The 16,954-nt window shown below is 61.3% G+C and carries 14 protein-coding genes; all 14 read right to left on the bottom strand.

The window, feature by feature from the left end:
- Nucleotides 1-113 precede the first annotated feature (113 nt).
- Nucleotides 114-2,420: a primosomal protein N' gene (locus tag EKN07_RS09775; RefSeq protein ID WP_126146289.1), complete on the bottom strand. Its 2,307-nt coding sequence runs from the start codon at nt 2,418-2,420 to the stop codon at nt 114-116.
- Between the two features lie 102 nt (nt 2,421-2,522).
- Nucleotides 2,523-3,713: a methionine adenosyltransferase gene (gene metK, locus EKN07_RS09770; protein WP_126146288.1), complete on the bottom strand. Its 1,191-nt coding sequence runs from the start codon at nt 3,711-3,713 to the stop codon at nt 2,523-2,525.
- Between the two features lie 49 nt (nt 3,714-3,762).
- A complete protein-coding gene (coaBC, locus tag EKN07_RS09765) occupies nt 3,763-5,007 on the bottom strand; it encodes a bifunctional phosphopantothenoylcysteine decarboxylase/phosphopantothenate--cysteine ligase CoaBC (RefSeq protein WP_206435711.1) in 1,245 nt (414 codons plus the stop codon).
- Nucleotides 5,004-5,273: a DNA-directed RNA polymerase subunit omega gene (rpoZ, locus tag EKN07_RS09760; protein WP_108715612.1), complete on the bottom strand. Its 270-nt coding sequence runs from the start codon at nt 5,271-5,273 to the stop codon at nt 5,004-5,006. Before rpoZ ends, coaBC begins: the two co-directional genes overlap by 4 nt.
- Nucleotides 5,274-5,305: 32 nt before the next feature.
- Complete coding sequence (gene gmk / locus EKN07_RS09755) at nt 5,306-5,890, bottom strand: guanylate kinase (protein WP_126146287.1); 585 nt, start codon at nt 5,888-5,890, stop codon at nt 5,306-5,308.
- A gap of 52 nt (nt 5,891-5,942) precedes the next feature.
- Entirely contained in the window at nt 5,943-6,254 is a 312-nt protein-coding gene (gene mihF, locus EKN07_RS09750) for an integration host factor, actinobacterial type (protein WP_108715611.1), read from the bottom strand.
- A 269-nt stretch (nt 6,255-6,523) separates the two neighbouring features.
- Nucleotides 6,524-7,384 carry an orotidine-5'-phosphate decarboxylase gene (pyrF, locus tag EKN07_RS09745; RefSeq protein WP_240611189.1) on the bottom strand — a complete coding sequence of 287 codons (861 nt, stop codon included), beginning with the start codon at nt 7,382-7,384 and terminating at the stop codon, nt 6,524-6,526.
- Nucleotides 7,381-10,689, bottom strand: coding sequence for a carbamoyl-phosphate synthase large subunit (gene carB, locus EKN07_RS09740; protein WP_108715610.1), 3,309 nt, complete (start codon nt 10,687-10,689; stop codon nt 7,381-7,383). The genes pyrF and carB overlap by 4 nt, the downstream gene beginning before the upstream one ends.
- Nucleotides 10,689-11,915, bottom strand: coding sequence for a glutamine-hydrolyzing carbamoyl-phosphate synthase small subunit (gene carA / locus EKN07_RS09735; RefSeq protein ID WP_126146286.1), 1,227 nt, complete (start codon nt 11,913-11,915; stop codon nt 10,689-10,691). Before carA ends, carB begins: the two co-directional genes overlap by 1 nt.
- The gene (locus EKN07_RS09730) at nt 11,912-13,237 is read right to left on the bottom strand and encodes a dihydroorotase (RefSeq protein ID WP_108715609.1); all 1,326 of its coding nucleotides are present in this window, start codon (nt 13,235-13,237) and stop codon (nt 11,912-11,914) included. Before EKN07_RS09730 ends, carA begins: the two co-directional genes overlap by 4 nt.
- Complete coding sequence (locus EKN07_RS09725; RefSeq protein WP_108715608.1) at nt 13,234-14,208, bottom strand: aspartate carbamoyltransferase catalytic subunit; 975 nt, start codon at nt 14,206-14,208, stop codon at nt 13,234-13,236. The genes EKN07_RS09730 and EKN07_RS09725 overlap by 4 nt, the downstream gene beginning before the upstream one ends.
- Before the next feature lies 1 nt (nt 14,209).
- Complete coding sequence (pyrR, locus tag EKN07_RS09720) at nt 14,210-14,755, bottom strand: bifunctional pyr operon transcriptional regulator/uracil phosphoribosyltransferase PyrR (RefSeq protein WP_108715607.1); 546 nt, start codon at nt 14,753-14,755, stop codon at nt 14,210-14,212.
- A 104-nt stretch (nt 14,756-14,859) separates the two neighbouring features.
- Nucleotides 14,860-15,465, bottom strand: coding sequence for a transcription antitermination factor NusB (locus EKN07_RS09715; RefSeq protein ID WP_108715606.1), 606 nt, complete (start codon nt 15,463-15,465; stop codon nt 14,860-14,862).
- Nucleotides 15,465-16,028, bottom strand: coding sequence for an elongation factor P (gene efp, locus EKN07_RS09710; RefSeq protein ID WP_108715605.1), 564 nt, complete (start codon nt 16,026-16,028; stop codon nt 15,465-15,467). The genes EKN07_RS09715 and efp overlap by 1 nt, the downstream gene beginning before the upstream one ends.
- Between the last annotated feature and the right edge of the window lie 926 nt (nt 16,029-16,954).

The raw sequence follows: 16,954 nt of genomic DNA, 5'->3' as shown, positions 1-16,954 counted from the left end.
GGGTTTCAAACGCAGTGCTGAACCATCGCGGCCGCGCGGCTATCGCTAGCGCCGGGGGCATGGATGTGAAGGGAGCGTGAAGTACCGGCTATACGGGGCGTCTGCAGCGCCGACTACAAAGAGGGATCGGCTTCAATGCGCAACGGGGATCCCAGGGAGGACGCCGTGTATTCGCGATAGCTGCGTCGTACGCTGGCTGCAAGCAAATCGGCGCGGGTACGGGACTGACGCAAGTAGACCGTCACTTCTCCCATCCGCCGTGCCGGGACTGGTCCCAATAGTTCAACGCCCCCGGCGAGGCGGTGCACGCCGCCGACAAGTAGCGCGTCAACTGGAATCTCCTCTCCCGGAGCCGCAGCCTCGGCTGGCGTGTTGCCTTCCTCCCGCCAGAGCGTTACCTGTGCTAGGGCGAGGAACTTCCGTACGTCCCGTGGCGCTCCGGAAATCCCGAACCAGCGGCTGGCAGGAGGTAGCCGCAACGTTTCGCGTTCTTGTATAGCATCGCCAGCACGCAGTCTATGTTGCCATTCGGCGAGTACGCGAGTGATCGCCGGGTCTGCACCTCCGGCCAGAATCACATGCCCTCCTTGGCGAGCCGACCGCACACGGATGATGACACGCGCCATACGACGCAGAAATTGCGTCTGCGCGTCGAGTCCCTGCCCCTGGAGGAAACGGGAATCAAGCACGACGGCCGCAGCAAATCCTCCCGCTGCTTCTGGCTCCGCATCCGGCGTGGCAACAACGAGACGCGGGCGTTCATTCACCGAAGCGATGATTCCGTCTGGTGCATGAGCGCCAGAAAGCACGATTCCGATGCCGGGAAATGCCCGTCCGATCTCTTCCGCGGTGCGATGCGAGCCGATGCGTACCGCACGCAGCTGGGCGCTGCCGCAGCGGGAACAACGCCATGCCTGCGCCTTCCAGCCGCATCGGGAGCATCGTGGTGCCTCCTGTGCCTGTGCGATGGACAACGCGCCAGAACACTGCGGGCAATCCGCATGCGTATGGCAGACGGCGCACGCGACGATGGGCACATAGCCTGCACGCGGGACGACCATGAGTACAGGGCCCCGTGTCAACGCTTCTCGAACTAGCCTGAAGACGGAGTCCGGGATGCGCGACCACGGTGTTCGCTCCCGTTCCCACTGCTCCGCAGCGCTGACACGCGGCAGACAGGAGCGAATGGCCTGTGGGGTTCCTTCCAGGGCCACCGCCTGCCCGGAGCCCACCAGAGCAGCTGATTCCTCACTGACGTAGGGCGAGAACACGAGCAATGCTGCATGTGCGGCCTGTGCGCGGGCGGTGAGCACACTGCGAACGTGGTAGTACGGCGAGCGGACCTCGCGCAGAGGCTCTGCCGCGTCGTCGACGACGACGCACATACCAAGATTCAGAACCGGCGCCCACACGGCTGCGCGAGTGCCGACAACGATCCGGGCCTGCCCGCCAAGAATCCGCAGGAAGGTGCCGTAGCGCTGCTGTGAGGCGTCCTCCCCCGACACAAGAGCTACGTCTTCTTGTAGCAGTTGCCGCAAGGTGATGGCTAGGCGCTCCGCATGCCGCGTAGTTGGTGCAATGACCAGGACCCCGCGGCCCCCGCGTCGAACTTCACTGATCGCGGTGGCCAGCGCCTCCGATCCTCCTGCTCGTCCGGGAAGCGCACAGCACACCGCATGTGGTGCACCGTGCCGCAGATGGTTGAGAAACGCATTACCACCGCGATAGGAACTCCACGCGGAGTCTGATGATGCGCCGCGCGCGGCCCCTTCCGCATCATATGCGTGAAAAGGAGCCTCCTCGGATGCCTCGCCGCTCGGGGCCTGCTCTTCTCCCTGCCGACTGTTCATGACCTGCAGGGCATCCCGCGTTATCGGCCCGTGCTCCTGAAGGTAAGCGCGTTCAGACCGCGCATGACGCTGCGGAACAGCCAGACGAAGGACGTCCGCTGTTGGTGCAGCGTGCGATTTCGCAACCTGTTGGGCAACCTCGTACACCTCCGGGCATAATACGGGCACCGGTGACACCACGCGCCGCAACGGACGCAGTCGACTCGCCGTCGTCGTGACTGAATCACGTGCGACGATAAAACCGGAGGCCTGCCGCCCTGCGATATCCACGGTGACACGGACCCCTACCCGTGCCGTATCGGCGAACCGTTCCGGGATCAGGTAGTCAAAGACACGGTCAAGATGGGGCTGTTGCAACTCAAGGTGGACATGCGCCACAGGATCGGGCGCCGACCCGGTGATTTCGCGTTGTGTGATGGGGATAGGAAGCAACACGCCCTGTTCCTGTGCCGCTGGCACGGTGCCGAGCCCGGGGAGTTCGGTCAGCCCAGGCAAAGCCTGCAAGGAATCAAGGCGCGCCTGGCCGCTAACCGATTCGGCTGACGCACCGTACTGTGGATTCCTTTCCATAGTGTTATTTCACCACGTGGCTCCGTCACATTTCAGGTTGGTCTCTGCTCATGCAGTGGCCTCGCACGGCACGTAGTCGTTGTGCTTCCGTTCCAAAAGCACTTACAAGGCGCGGAGCAGATCCTCAACCCGATCCGTCCTCTCCCAGGTGAAATCAGGAAGCTCGCGGCCGAAATGACCGTACGCCGCAGTCTCTTGATAAATCGGGCGTTTCAGATCAAGCTGCTCTATGATGGCAGCCGGACGCAGATCGAATACCTTATGGATCGCATTCTCGATCCGATCCACGGGCTCTGTTTCCGTGCCGAAGGTCTCGACGCGTACCGAAACCGGCCGGGCACGTCCAATCGCGTATGCCACCTGCAATTCACAACGTGACGCCAGCCCCGCAGCCACCACATTTTTCGCCACCCACCGAGCCGCGTACGCGGCAGAGCGGTCGACTTTCGATGGGTCTTTCCCGGAAAACGCACCGCCGCCGTGCCGTGCCATACCGCCGTAGGTATCGACGATGATCTTGCGCCCGGTCAACCCCGCATCACCCATCGGCCCACCAATCACAAACCTTCCCGACGGATTGACCAGGAGGCGAAGCCCCGCGGTGTCCAGGTGAAGATTCTCGTCTTCCAGCACCGGCTCCAGCACGTGGGTGCGCAGTGTGCCTTCCAGCCATCCGTGTTCGATCTCCGGAGCATGCTGAGTGGAAATGACCACCGTGGTCAGGGCGACAGGGTGGTCGCCGTCGTATTCGATGGTCACCTGCGTCTTTCCGTCCGGGCGTAGGCCCGGTACGACACCGTCCTTGCGGACGTGGGTGAGGCGTTCGGCCAGGCGGTGCGCCAATTGTATAGGTGCAGGCATCAAGGTGCGAGTTTCACGGCAGGCGTAGCCGAACATAAGGCCCTGGTCACCGGCCCCCTGGCCGTCAAAGCGATCCAGTCCGACTCCTTTCTCACGCTTCTCCAGCGACGTATCCACGCCATCGGCGATATCCGGAGACTGCTGGCCGATTGACAGAGTGACACCACAGGAGCTGCCATCAAAGCCCACGTCGGATGATGTGTAGCCAATCGTCCGGATGGTCTCACGCACCAGAGCAGGAATCTCCACATAGGACTCTGTGGTGACTTCGCCTGCCACGTGAATAAGGCCAGTCGTGGCCATCGTTTCCACAGCTACACGGGACTGTGCATCGTCTGTCAGCATGGCATCAAGAATGGCGTCGGAGATTCTGTCACACACCTTGTCCGGATGTCCTTCGGTAACGGATTCCGAGGTGAATGGCATCGGCATGTAGTTCTCCTTGTAGCGGTGGTGGTGGGTGGCGTCGTGAAGTGGACGCTTAGGGGCGTTCGCGCCAGGCGACAATGGCGTCGAGTAAATGGCGAGACATCGCCGATTTGGTTCCTGAGGCGGTACCGAGGATATTGCCGTCGCGGTCGACAATCGTCACCGTGGTATTAACCGGACCGAAGCCGCGATCAGTACCGACCTCGTTGATGACCATGAGATCTGCCCCTTTGCGGCGAGCCTTGTCACGTCCGTACTGCAGCACGTCGTGCTCGCCATCCCCTGTTTCGGCGGCGAACCCGACGATCATCTGCCGTTCCCTGTGCCGCTGGTGGGCGAGCTCGGCGAGGATATCGGAGTTTTCGACCAAAGTGAGGGTAAGCCCCGTTTCGGTTTTCTTGATTTTCGCGTCGGCCGTACGGTCAGGCCGGTAATCGGCCACGGCAGCGGCCATGATGAGGATGTCGGCATCACGTGCGGCCGCATGCATCGACTCTCGAAGCTGCGCCGCCGAGACAACAGGAACGATGCGGGCGCCGGGCACGCGGGCCAACACCTCGGAGGTTACATTCGCGGCCACCAGGGTCACATCGGCACCTCGCTGTGTCGCCGCAGCTGCTATCTCCGCGCCGAATATACCGGTGGACCGATTGCCGATGAAGCGAACCGGATCGATGGCCTCATGCGTTCCGCCGGCGCTGATTGCTATCTTCAGGCCCGTGAGGTCGCGCGGAACACCGGCTAGTCGTGCCTGGACGAGCTGCGCGATCTCCTCCGGCTCCGGCATTCGCCCGGGTCCGGAGTCGGGACCGGTCAGTTGTCCGACGGCGGGCTCGACGACTTCAATACCGCGTCGGCGCAATGTTGCCACGTTGTCTTGTGTCGCCGGATTCAACCACATTTCGCTATGCATAGTCGGCACGAGCATAACCGGGCACGTCGCCGTTAGTAAGGTCGCCGTCAAGAGGTTGTCCGCCGTTCCGGCCCGGACCTTGGCGATTGTATTCGCGCTGGCGGGTGCCACGACCACCAGATCTGCACTCCGGGCGAGACTGACGTGCTCCACGCCTGCCGCGTTCTCGGTGACCAAGGTGTGAACCTTCCGGCCGCTGAGTGCCTCCCACGTGGTTCGGCCAACCATATCAAGCGAGGCCGGGGTTGGGACCACCGTGACGTCGAGACCCGACTTCTTCAACAGCCTGACCAGCGTACAACTCTTATAGGCAGCAATGCCCGCCGTGACGCCGACGATCACATGATGCGGGCCGTCCCCCCGGGCGGCCCGAGATTCGCTCACTCGGACTCAGTTCCCCACTCGATCTTCTCGGCGACAATCTCTCGCAGAGCGACCGACAGTGGTTTATCCTCCGGACCTGCTTCAACAAGTGGTCCGAAATGACTGATGTTGCCATCCCCGCGTGTCATCTCCTGGCGGTAGGAATTGATTTGACGCGCACGCTGCGCGGCATACACGGCTAGCGCGTACTTCGAGTCGACTTTCTCAAGCAACTCGTCAATGGGCGGGTTCGTGATGCCCTCGGGCTCGGGAACGGTACCGAACATGTTATTCCTCTCCTTATGTGCAGCTATAGATTCTACTGCCCGAGCCCCATGATGCGAAGTAGCTGGTCCGTGGCACCCGACACGGAATCGTTGATAACGACGTGATCGAATTCGTCGCGGGCCGCACGTTCAACACGCGCGGTTTCCAGGCGGCGCTCTTGCTCCGCCGCATCTTCGGTACCACGCCCCCTGAGGCGGTGGACAAGTTCTTCCCACGACGGTGCGTCGACAAAGATCTGTTCGACATCTGGCCACGAACGCCGGATCTGCCGTGCTCCATCCAGGTCAACTTCTAGAATAGGGATCCGGCCCCGCGCGAGCATGTCAACCACAGGCTGCCGCGGCGTGCCGTAACGATTCCGGCCGTGGACGATAGCCCATTCCAGCATTTCGCCGGAGTCGATGAGACGGTCGAACTCCGCGTCGGAAACGAAGTGATAGTCAATGCCTTCCCGTTCTCCGGGCCGAGGCTGTCTAGTTGTCGCGGAGACCGAAAGCCAACACTGCGGCGCCCTCGCAAGGAGATCGCGAATAACCGTGCCCTTGCCCACCCCGGAAGGGCCCGCCACCACATACGGAATCACCGCGGTCGAAGCGCCGCCATCTGAAGCACCCATGCCTCAATAGTGCCATGATCGCGGGACGCCGCGGAATTCATGCATGGTTCGGTCAACTGAACCGCTTGATAAGAGCCTCCCGTTGATGACGTCCGAGTCCAGCGATGCGCCGGGACTCAGAAATGCTCAGTTCGTCCATGACCTGTTTCGCCTTCGCGGTACCAACACCCGGCAAAGAAGCGATAAGGGCCGAAACCCGAATCTTGCCTAACACAGGCTCCGAGGCGGAGAGTTCTATAACTTCCGGAATCGTCATCTTACCCGCTTTAACATTACGCTTAACCTCGGCGCGGCGCTGGCGTGCGGCAGTCGCCTGTTCGAGAGCAGCTGCGCGCTGCTCATCAGTAAGCTTGGGAAGTGCCATCTCGGTCTCCTTGATGTCCTACCCCGCAGAAGCACCTGCGGTAAGGCCTTTATAACCCACTTTTTGCGCGTTTTCGCGTGTTTCTGCGCGTTAGGAAAAAAGCCGACGCCGTCGCGAATATCTTCGCAGGTCATCGCGGTGCGACTTGGTGAGCGCGAAAAAACCTGAAAGATACGTCAGAAATAATGTGCATCCAATTGTGAACATAGTTGCAAAGAACTGGTTACGATAACGTAACCAGCCGAAGAGAATGTGTCTGTACCTCGCGGTCAGTCCACAACCTCGATATCCGTTAACACATCCATGAACGCTTCTCGTAGCCCGTTGGCATCCGGTCCTCCTGCGAGCACCGAGCGTGATGCCGATGCCAGAACACGTGGATTGGATGCGCCGAAGACCGCACGTAGTTCGCTCCCACCGGCGCCCTGCGCGCCGACACCGGGAGCGAGAATCAAGCCGGGAAAGTCGGCGAGCTCGATACGGAGCTGACGCGCCGCGTCGGCGATGGTTGCGCCAATGACGATTCCGACCGGTCCGATTCCGGCCGGACACAGCTCCCGATCCCACCGAGCCACCATGTCGACGACGGTTCTCGCCACCGATTCGCGACCATCGCCGGCGTGCTGAACGATGGCTCCTTCGGGATTTGAAGTCAGCGCGAGTACAAAGAGTCCCCTCCCGCGTGATGCGGCTCGATACGCCGTCTTCTTCAATGAAGCCGGTCCCAAATAGGGAGACACAGTGAGGGCATCGGCACGTAATGACCCTTCGAGGTAGGCGTCCGCGTAGGCGTCCATGGTGGAACCGATATCGCCGCGTTTAACGTCGAGAATCGTCGGTACGCCGACGGCCCGCGCAGCCTGTAGTACCTCCTCCAGAACCGCAACTCCCTGTGCCCCGTGTCGTTCGTAGAACGCCGACTGCGGCTTAAACGCGGCAACGTAATCACCGAGCGCATCGATGGTGCGTAAAGAGAATTCGCGCAGGCCGACCGGAGTGTCAGGCAAATCCCATCGTTCCAAGAGACTGGCGTGCGGATCGATGCCCACGCACAGCGGACCTCGTTCGCGCATACGTTGACCGAGGCGCACGCCGAAGTCCGCCATTTCCGCACGGTGATCAGCCGTCATACCAGGCGCTCCTCGCGTTCCTGATCGTAGTTCTGCAGGGATTTCACGGCGAAACTCCTCTTCCGGCGGGCGGCAATTCCCTGCACTGCCGCGGCAAACTCCTGCACCGTCGTGATAATCGGCTTATCCGCCGCCGTCGTGGCAGCGCGGATGGAATACCCATCACGCCGCGCCCCAGGCGTGTTCGGGGTGTTGACCACCATATCGATGTCACCGGAGGTGATGAGATCGACGATTGTCGGACTACCATCGGGGCCGCGCCCCTCTGACTGTTTTCGCACCACGGCGGCCGGCACGCCGTAGCGGCGTAGCACGGCGGCGGTTCCGGTGGTGGCCACAACCTGGAAACCGAGGTCTACCATTTGCAGTACGGGGAAGATGATGGAGCCCTTGTCATGGTCAGCGACGGAGATGAACACCGTACCCGAATCCGGTAGGCCGCCGTAGGCTCCCTCCTGCGACTTCGCAAAGGCAGTTGGGAAGGTATCGGCGTACCCCATCACCTCGCCGGTAGAACGCATTTCCGGGCCGAGAACCGTATCGACGACGCGGCCATCGCGGGTAGTAAAACGCTTGAAGGGAAGAACCACCTCTTTTACAGCCACACTGGAATCAACGTCCATGACACTGGCATCGTGTTCCGGCAGCAATCCGAGCCGCCGGAGCTCAGTGATCGATCTCCCCGCCATCACCCACGCCGCCGCACGTGCCAGAGGTACACCTGTGGCCTTTGAAACAAAGGGAACGGTGCGGGAGGCGCGTGGATTGGCCTCAATGACATAGAGGATGTCATTCATCAACCCAAACTGAATATTCAACAGCCCGCGCACGCCCACGCCGCGTGCAATAGCTTCGGATGCCTTACGGATACGGTCGATAATGTGTTGCGAGAGTGTGACTGCAGGTAGCACACAGGCGGAATCGCCGGAGTGGATACCACATTCCTCGATATGCTCCATGACCCCGCCGAGGAATAGCTCCTCACCGTCAAATAGCGCATCTACATCGATTTCGGTGGCGGCGTCGAGGAAGCGGTCCACAAGCAGCGGTGCGTTGACACGTGAGGCGTCAGTTCGCGCAGTTTCGTGCCGGTCCAGGTAGTTTCGCAGCTGTTCTTCCGAGTAGACGACTTCCATGCCACGTCCGCCAAGCACGTACGACGGCCGCACAAGAACCGGATAGCCGATACGCTTCGCAATCTCCAGCGTCTGATCGTCGTTCGTGGCCGTGCCGTAGTCAGGCGCGCGCAGACCTGCCTGGGCGAGCACACCGCCGAAAAGCGCACGATCCTCCGCCGCGTCAATGGCACCGGGCGAAGTACCGATAATCGGGACTCCGGCGGCCTCCAGTGCGGCAGCGAGCGAGAGAGGCGTCTGGCCGCCCAATTGAACGATCATGCCGTACACCGGACCTGCCGCGCATTCGGCCTTATAGACTTCTAGGACATCTTCCAGCGTCAGCGGTTCGAAATACAAGCGGTTGGAGATATCGTAATCTGTTGAAACCGTCTCCGGATTGCAGTTGACCATGATGGTCTCGTACTCGGAAGCCAACGTCTGCGTGGCGTGGACGCAGGAGTAGTCAAACTCAATGCCCTGGCCAATACGATTGGGCCCGGAACCGAGAATGATGATTGCCGGGCGCTGCCGCGGGCTGACCTCCGTCTCCTCGTCGTAGCTGGAGTAATGGTACGGCGTACGCGCAGCGAATTCAGCCGCGCAGGTGTCCACCGTCTTATACACCGGGTGGAGGCCGTACGCCCAGCGAATCTGCCGCGCCGCCTCCTCGGAAATGCCGCGAATCCTGCCGATTTGCGCATCGGAGAAACCATGCCTCTTCGCCTCTCGCAGCGTGGCAGGACGGAGGGACTCCTCAACGGCTACAAGCTCTGCCACCTCGTTAATGAGGCTGATCTGGTCCAAGAACCAGGGGTCGATACCGGTTGCCGCATATAGCTCGTCAATGCTCGCACCGGCGCGTAGTGCCTGTTGGACCTGGATCAACCGGTCCTCGGTCGGTGTAGCACAGTCGCGAATAAGCCGCGCGAGAACTTCGCCAGTGGCAGGAGTGCCATCCCAATGGAAGACAGTGCCCTTCTTATCGATGGAGCGCATGGCCTTTTGTAGGGCTTCGGTGAAGTTCCGCCCAAGGGCCATCGCTTCGCCCACCGACTTCATGGTGGTTGTCAGCGTGGGGTCGGCATCGGGGAACTTCTCGAAGGCGAAACGCGGCACTTTCACCACGACGTAATCGAGGGTCGGTTCAAAGGACGCCGGCGTGGACTCGGTAATGTCGTTGGGAATCTCATCCAGCGTGTATCCGATTGCCAGCCGAGCGGCGATCTTTGCGATGGGGAACCCTGTTGCCTTTGAAGCAAGGGCGGAAGAACGCGATACGCGGGGGTTCATTTCGATAACAATCACCCGGCCGGTCTCCGGTTCGACGGCGAACTGGATGTTGCACCCACCAGTGTCGACGCCGACTTCGCGGATGATTGCGATACCAATGTCACGCAGGCGCTGGTATTCGCGATCCGTAAGTGTCAGCGCCGGAGCTACGGTGACCGAGTCCCCCGTATGCACACCCACCGGATCAACATTCTCAATGGAGCACACGACGACGACGTTGTCCGCCTGGTCGCGCATGATCTCCAGCTCGTACTCCTTCCAGCCGATAATCGACTCCTCCAGCAGTACTTCTGTGGTCGCGGAGTAATGGAGCCCTTGGCCGGCTATTCGGTCGAGGTCCTGCTGATCGTATGCGAGACCGGAACCCAAGCCGCCCATCGTGAAGGAGGGACGCACAACAAGCGGGTAGCCCAGTTCGGATGCCGCGTCATGGCATTCATCCAGCGAATGACAGATCACCGAGCGGGCGGACTGTGCTCCGCAACGTTCGACAACCGCCTTGAATTTATCGCGGTCTTCACCCTTGGTGATTGCATCGGCATGCGCGCCGATGAGTTCCACTCCGTAGCGGTCCAGTACTCCTCGCTGCACCAAATCCATCGCGGTGTTCAGAGCCGTCTGGCCGCCCAGGGTCGGCAGCAACGCATCTGGCCGTTCCTTGGCGATCACCTTCTCCACGATCTCCGGGGTGATCGGCTCGATATAGGTGGCATCCGCCATCTCCGGATCGGTCATAATCGTGGCCGGATTGGAGTTGACGAGGATGACGCGCAACCCCTCCTCCTTCAACACCCGGCAGGCCTGTGTACCGGAGTAGTCGAACTCGCAGGCTTGACCGATCACAATCGGACCGGAGCCGATCACGAGAACGGAGGTGATATCAAGGCGCCGCGGCATCAGTTGTTCTCCTTGTCTTGCGTTGCCTTCGTTTCGTCTTCTCCGGGATCTTCCGTCTTGCCGCGTTGTGCGACCATCAGGTCGAGAAAGGCGTCGAACAGGTAGGACGCGTCATGCGGTCCGGCGGCGGCTTCTGGATGGTACTGCACCGAGAACGCGGGAATATCAAGGCAGCGTAGGCCTTCAACCACCTGGTCATTCAGGCCGACATGCGAGACTTCGACCCGCCCGTACTTGCCTCCGGCGAAGGGCGAGAGCGATGGGTCTTCCACCGGTGCATCGACGGCGAACCCGTGGTTGTGTGCCGTGATTTCCACCCGGCCGGTAGAACGGTCCAAGACCGGCTGATTGACTCCGCGGTGCCCGTACTCGAGTTTGTAGGTGCCGTAGCCGAGTGCCCGCCCTAGCAACTGGTTTCCGAAGCAGATGCCGAAGAAGGGGTAACCAGCGTCGAGCACCTCGCGGAGCAATTCGACCTGTTGGTCGGCAGCCTGCGGATCCCCGGGACCGTTGGAGAAGAACACGCCGTCGGGCCTGTACGCCTCGATCTGCGCGAGGCTCACCGTCATGGGAACGACGATGACACGCGCACCGCGCGCGGCGAGTTGTGCGGGGGTACGGGCCTTTATCCCCATATCGACGGCAACAACGGTTGCCCGCTCCTCCCCCTCCGGTTCCACAACATAGGCGTCGGGGGTGGTGACTTCGCTGGCCAAGTCCGCACCGGTCATTTCGGGACTTTGCCGAACAATACCGGTCAGCACCTCGAGGGCTGCCTCTTTCCTTTCAACAGCCCCATCCGGCAATGCCGCCCCGGAGAAGATCCCGGCGCGCATCACACCTTTTTCACGTAGATGGCGTGTAATGGCGCGCGTGTCGACGTCGGCGATGCCTACCACGCCGGCAGCAGCAAGCGCATCCTCCAACTCGCCGGTGGAACGCCAATTCGAGGCGCGCCGGGCTGGATCGCGCAATACGACTCCGGCGGCCCAGAAACGTGCGGATTCCGGATCCTCGGCGTTAATGCCGGTGTTGCCAATATGCGGCGCCGTCATGACGATGATCTGGCGGTGATAGGAAGGGTCGGTGAATGTCTCCTGGTACCCGGTCATGCCGGTAGAGAACACAATCTCTCCCAGTGTCCGTCCGCGTGCAGCGTAGGCGTGACCGATGTATGTACTTCCGTCCTCCAGGACGATGACGGCCGACTCGCGTTGCGTGGTCACCACGCCTCCCTTTCTGCTGCGATTTCCTCGCGGCCACGTAGTTGACCGTCCCAGACGGTTGGGACGCCCCGATAGAAGGTATACATGATCCGCCCGGGCAGCTCACGGCCTTCCCAAGGAGTGTTCGCCGATTTTGAATGCTGCGCATTGGCGCGAATCATGCGAGTGGCGCGAGGATCGTGCAGGCAGAGGTTAGCTGGCTCGCCGACGGCAATCGGCCTGCCCTGCGCCGGATTCTGGCACAGTTGCGCCGGAGTGTAGCTCATGAGACGCGCGACATCCGACCACGTGATCAGCCCAGTGTCTACGAGGGTCTGCTGGACGACGGACAGAGCGGTCTCCAATCCGATCATGCCGTGCGCGCCGGCGCTCCATTCGCAATCCTTATCCTCGGCGGGATGCGGGGCATGGTCCGTACCGATCACATCGATTGTTCCATCGACAATGCCGCGTCGTAGTGCCTCGATATCGGCCGGCGTGCGCAGCGGCGGATTCACCTTGAAGCGAGGGTCGTAGGAGCACGCTTCGCGGTGGTCAAGGGCCAGATGATGCGGGGTGGCCTCGGCCGTCACAGGCATACCCTCCGATTTGGCCCAGCGGACGAGATCAACCGATCCTTTGGTAGACAGGTGGAGAATGTGTACGCGGCTACCCACATGCTGTGCGAGGAGGCAATCACGCGCCACGATGGATTCCTCAGCGACGGCGGGCCAACCGGCCAGACCGAGTTGGGCGGAGATCTCTCCCTCATGCATTTGCGCGCCTTCGGTCAGGCGCGGATCTTGGGCGTGCTGTGCAATAACACCGCCGAAAGACTTGGCGTACTCGAGGGCACGACGCATCAGAACCGGATCTGCTACACAGGCGCCGTCGTCGGAGAAATAGCGTACGGCTGCCGCAGACTCGGCCATGGCACCGAGTTCGGCGAGATGCTCACCGGCTAGCCCGGCGGACACTGCACCGACGGGTCGCACGTCAACGTAGCCCGCCTCGCGCCCTAAGCGTAGAACCTGTTCGACGACACCGGCGGTGTCCTGCACCGGCATCGTATTAGCCATTGCGTTGACGCAGGTGTAGCCGCCGGCGGCGGCCGCCTGTGAACCGGTGAGTACGGTTTCGGAGTCTTCGCGGCCGGGCTCACGCAAATGCGTATGCGGGTCCACCAGACCGGGTAGCGCGATGAGACCAGCGGCATGGACAATAATCGCATCTGCTGGTACCGGGAGGTCGGCACCGACGGCTTCAATCGTGTCGTCACCCGTGAGAATGTCAACGACTTCCTTGCCCAGGAGGCGGGCGCCTCGGATCAAGTACCGGCTCATGCTGCAATCTCCTCACCGTGCGCCAGAAGAAGGTAGAGGGCGGCCATGCGCACGGAGATTCCGTTGGCCACCTGCTCGGTGACAACCGACCGGGCGGAATCCGCAGCTTCTGCCGTAATTTCCAGCCCTCGGTTCATGGGCCCCGGGTGCATGACGACGGCGTCAGGGCCCAATGCTGCCAGCCGCTGCGAGTTCAGGCCAAAAGTTCGGTGATATTCGAAAGGCGAGGGAAAGAATCCCCCACCGGCGTGACTCATCCGTTCACGCTGCACGCGCAGCATCATGACGGCGTCGGGATGTGCGGTGATAGCCTCATCCAGGCTCAGTACCACATCGCAGGTCCAGTCGTCCATGCCGACGGGTAGCAGGGTGGGTGGAGCGACGAGCGTGACCCGGGCACCGAGGGTGGTCATGAGCTCGACGTTGGAGCGGGCCACTCGAGAATGCAGAATATCCCCGACGATTGCCACATGCGCGCCGTCGAGTCCCGAGCCGTCCGGTGCAGGCAGATCATCGTGCCGATGCAGATGGCGGCGCAAGGTAAAAGCATCGAGAAGCGCCTGTGTGGGATGCTGGTGTGTTCCGTCTCCCGCGTTGAGAATCGGTACATCCACCCAGTCGGTATCGGCAAGACGTTGCGGGGCACCGGAGGCCGAGTGCCTCACAATAAGCGCCTCCGCACCCATGGCCACGATGGTCTGAGCGGTATCCTTCAGGGATTCGCCCTTGGAGAGCGACGATCCGCGTGCCGAGAAGGAGATGACATCCATTGAGAGGCGCTTCGCGGCTGTCTCAAAGGAGAGCCGGGTACGCGTTGAGTCCTCGAAGAAGAGTGTGGCGACCGTCCGTCCCCGTAGCACCGGTAGTTTCTTGATAGTCCGCGCCTGAGTCGCCGCCATCGCCTCCGCGGTGTCGAGGAGCAGGAGTACGTCGTCGCGCGAAAGATCGCGTGTGGAGAGCAGATGCCGCATGTCAGTTCTCCTCAATCCGGACGCCGTCGTTGCCGTCGATCTCCACCAACGAAACTCGGACGCGCTCATCGTGGGAGGTTGGCAAGTTCTTGCCGACGTAGTCGGCGCGGATCGGCAGTTCGCGATGACCACGATCAACCAGAACCGCCAACTGGACGGCCCGCGGTCGCCCCAGATCGGAAAGTGCTTCGAGTGCCGCGCGGATTGTGCGGCCCGAATACAGCACGTCGTCGACGAGAACCACAGTTTTATCATCAATGCCGCTGGCGGGAATGCTGGTGGGATGAGGTGCGCGAGTTGGCTGCGCGGCAAGATCGTCGCGGTACATGGTGATGTCCAGTGCACCGACGGGAATATCGGCCTGCGCGGCGGTATCGGCCAGAATATCGTGCAGACGTCTTGCCAGGGGCACTCCACGAGTCAAAATGCCCAAAAGGACCACATTATCGACGCCGCGGTTGCGTTCCAGGATTTCATGGGCGATACGCCGCAGCGACCGCGAAATATCATCAGCGTCAAGCACCGCGTGGGTGCGTGCCGGAACCATTGAGTTCTCCTTCCCCGCCTCACGGGACGGTGATTAAAGGACGCGGGCCAGCCAGTAGACAGACCCCGGTTCTAGTATTCAGTTATGGCGGGCAATCAGGCCCGCTAGTCCATATTCTCGCCAAGGCCCTCTGTAGCCTCGGCAGACGCGGCAGCGGAGCCGCCAATGCCTTCGGACGCATCCGCGTCCGCTACTGCATCTTCCGCAGAGTCATCCTGCTTCCCACTGCGCGAATCAAGAGTAGCCGCCTCGCCAGCTCCGGCATCGTCCTGCCCGAGTTCTCGTGCCCGGATATCGGCGACCCGGTTGAGCACGCCCATGACGAAGCCGACGGAGCGGTCCGTTGAGAGCTCTCGCGCCAGGGCAGACCATTCGGTGACGACGAGGGCGCGTGGGGTACCCATGAACATCAACTCCGCGCTTCCGGCACGCAGAATCGTGCGATCAACGACGTTCATACGTGCCATTGCCCAGTCCTCGCTCGCCGCTTCGATTATGGTATCGATATTGTCTGCATGACTGGCGTACGCCTCCACAATCTGTGCGCCAAAATCGCCGATTGGCGTCTGCGCGGTGGAAACACTCCTACGCTCGGTCAGGAGATGAAGAAGTTGTTCCTCTTCCAGCAGGTCCTTCTCGTCAGCCTCAAATATGACATCGAGGGCACGATGACGTTGAGTGGTACGTGCGGTCCGCCGCCGTTTTGCCATCAGTCCGTCACGCGAGAGATGTAATCGCCGGTGCGGGTATCAACCTTCACCTTGTCACCCTGATTGAGGAAGAGGGGAACCTGGATTTCGTAGCCTGTCTCAACCGTGGCGGGCTTTGTTCCGGCCGACGAGCGGTCTCCCTGCAATCCAGGCTCGGTGTAGGTGATTTCTAGCACTACCGATGCCGGAAGTTCGACGAAAAGTGTCTGTCCTTCGTGGGAGGCAACAATTGCCTGCTGGTTCTCCAGAAGGAAATGTGCGGCATCGCCAACGATTTCTGGGGACACCGGAATCTGTTCGTAGGTTTCAAGGTCCATGAAGATGAAGTCCGTGCCGTCGTTGTAAAGATACTGCATGTCGCGACGGTCCACGGTAGCCGTTTCGACCTTGACCCCCGCGTTGAGGGTGCGGTCAACGGTCTTCCCGGACAAGACGTTCTTCAGCTTAGTACGTACGAAAGCCGGGCCCTTACCCGGCTTGACATGCTGGAACTCGACGACACTCCACAGCTGTCCGTCAATGTTAAGCACCATGCCGTTCTTCAGGTCATTCGTGGTCGCCACGCGACTTTCCTCCTCGCTGTAATGCGCCCAGCGGGCGCGGCCACATCACAGGATACCCCGAAGGTCCCGCCAGTGCCTTGCCATGGCCGTATGACACGCGCTACTTCCGTACCAGGCTGGAGGGAGGTGAGGGCCGTGCTTGCTTCGCGGCAACGCAAAACGGTAACTCTCTCATTTGCCGCCAGTTCTCCGCCAGGCGGTAGCGCAGTTTACTTGGATCGACCTTCGTGTTTTCCACTCGTCCTCCTCCTGCGGAGTCCGGTTGGAGTGTGCCCGGGTCTCTTCCTCACCGTGGTGGAGTCCGCGCCCAGTGGCACGAAGTTCCTCCGGCACCACCTGTGTATCGTCCGACCATGTTTCCTCCGAGAGCTAGAACGCCGAGCCGAGCATCCACAGGTCGTTCACCGCACCCATTCCACAATCGGCGCCTGATTCGCTCACCTGATTGACACCGCTGAGTGGCAGAATGTCGAGCGGCGGGACGCGCTGGTGCCCATGCTCCATATCTCACAATCTTCCGAGACACCCCGCCACTCGCGTCAGGAGATGGTCAGCGAGGTTGAGGACGCTGCCGCTTGACAAACCACATAAGGGCACCCCCAGAAGCGACGCCGTTGCCAATCAGGATGCTTCCCTGGTCATAAGTTGAGGTGCGACCGGCATCGAAGTACTGGGAGCGTCCTTAGGACGGCGAGTAGTCGATGCCCTCGGGACTGATCCATCCGCCTGTACCGATACGGTGACCTTCGCTTACCGGAGGTTGCCCGCCAAAACGTGCTATTACTGCAACTCCGTCGCCGGGGGGTGCCCCTATGTGGTTTGTCAAGCGGCGGTGGGTAGTTGCTGTGCTGGTTGGGGGTCGTAGAGGGAGCCGTCGCGGATCATGGCGTATAGGGTGAGGATGCGGCGGTGGGCGAGGGTGAGGA

It is taken from the genome of Actinobaculum sp. 352, from assembly GCF_003957265.1.
Lineage (GTDB): Bacteria > Actinomycetota > Actinomycetes > Actinomycetales > Actinomycetaceae > Asp313.
Note: the sequence above shows the minus strand (reverse complement) of the source record. Positions and strands in the feature narration are given on the sequence as shown.

Excerpts from the sequence above, each read along its gene's own strand:
- EKN07_RS09775 (WP_126146289.1), bottom strand. The coding sequence starts at position 2,420 with ATGGAAAGGAATCCACAGTACGGTGCGTCAGCCGAATCGGTTAGCGGC.
- metK (WP_126146288.1), bottom strand. The coding sequence starts at position 3,713 with ATGCCGATGCCATTCACCTCGGAATCCGTTACCGAAGGACATCCGGAC.
- rpoZ (WP_108715612.1), bottom strand. The coding sequence starts at position 5,273 with ATGTTCGGTACCGTTCCCGAGCCCGAGGGCATCACGAACCCGCCCATT.
- gmk (WP_126146287.1), bottom strand. The coding sequence starts at position 5,890 with ATGGGTGCTTCAGATGGCGGCGCTTCGACCGCGGTGATTCCGTATGTG.
- mihF (WP_108715611.1), bottom strand. The coding sequence starts at position 6,254 with ATGGCACTTCCCAAGCTTACTGATGAGCAGCGCGCAGCTGCTCTCGAA.
- pyrF (WP_240611189.1), bottom strand. The coding sequence starts at position 7,384 with ATGACGGCTGATCACCGTGCGGAAATGGCGGACTTCGGCGTGCGCCTC.
- carB (WP_108715610.1), bottom strand. The coding sequence starts at position 10,689 with ATGCCGCGGCGCCTTGATATCACCTCCGTTCTCGTGATCGGCTCCGGT.
- EKN07_RS09730 (WP_108715609.1), bottom strand. The coding sequence starts at position 13,237 with ATGAGCCGGTACTTGATCCGAGGCGCCCGCCTCCTGGGCAAGGAAGTC.
- EKN07_RS09725 (WP_108715608.1), bottom strand. The coding sequence starts at position 14,208 with ATGCGGCATCTGCTCTCCACACGCGATCTTTCGCGCGACGACGTACTC.
- pyrR (WP_108715607.1), bottom strand. The coding sequence starts at position 14,755 with ATGGTTCCGGCACGCACCCACGCGGTGCTTGACGCTGATGATATTTCG.
- EKN07_RS09715 (WP_108715606.1), bottom strand. The coding sequence starts at position 15,465 with ATGGCAAAACGGCGGCGGACCGCACGTACCACTCAACGTCATCGTGCC.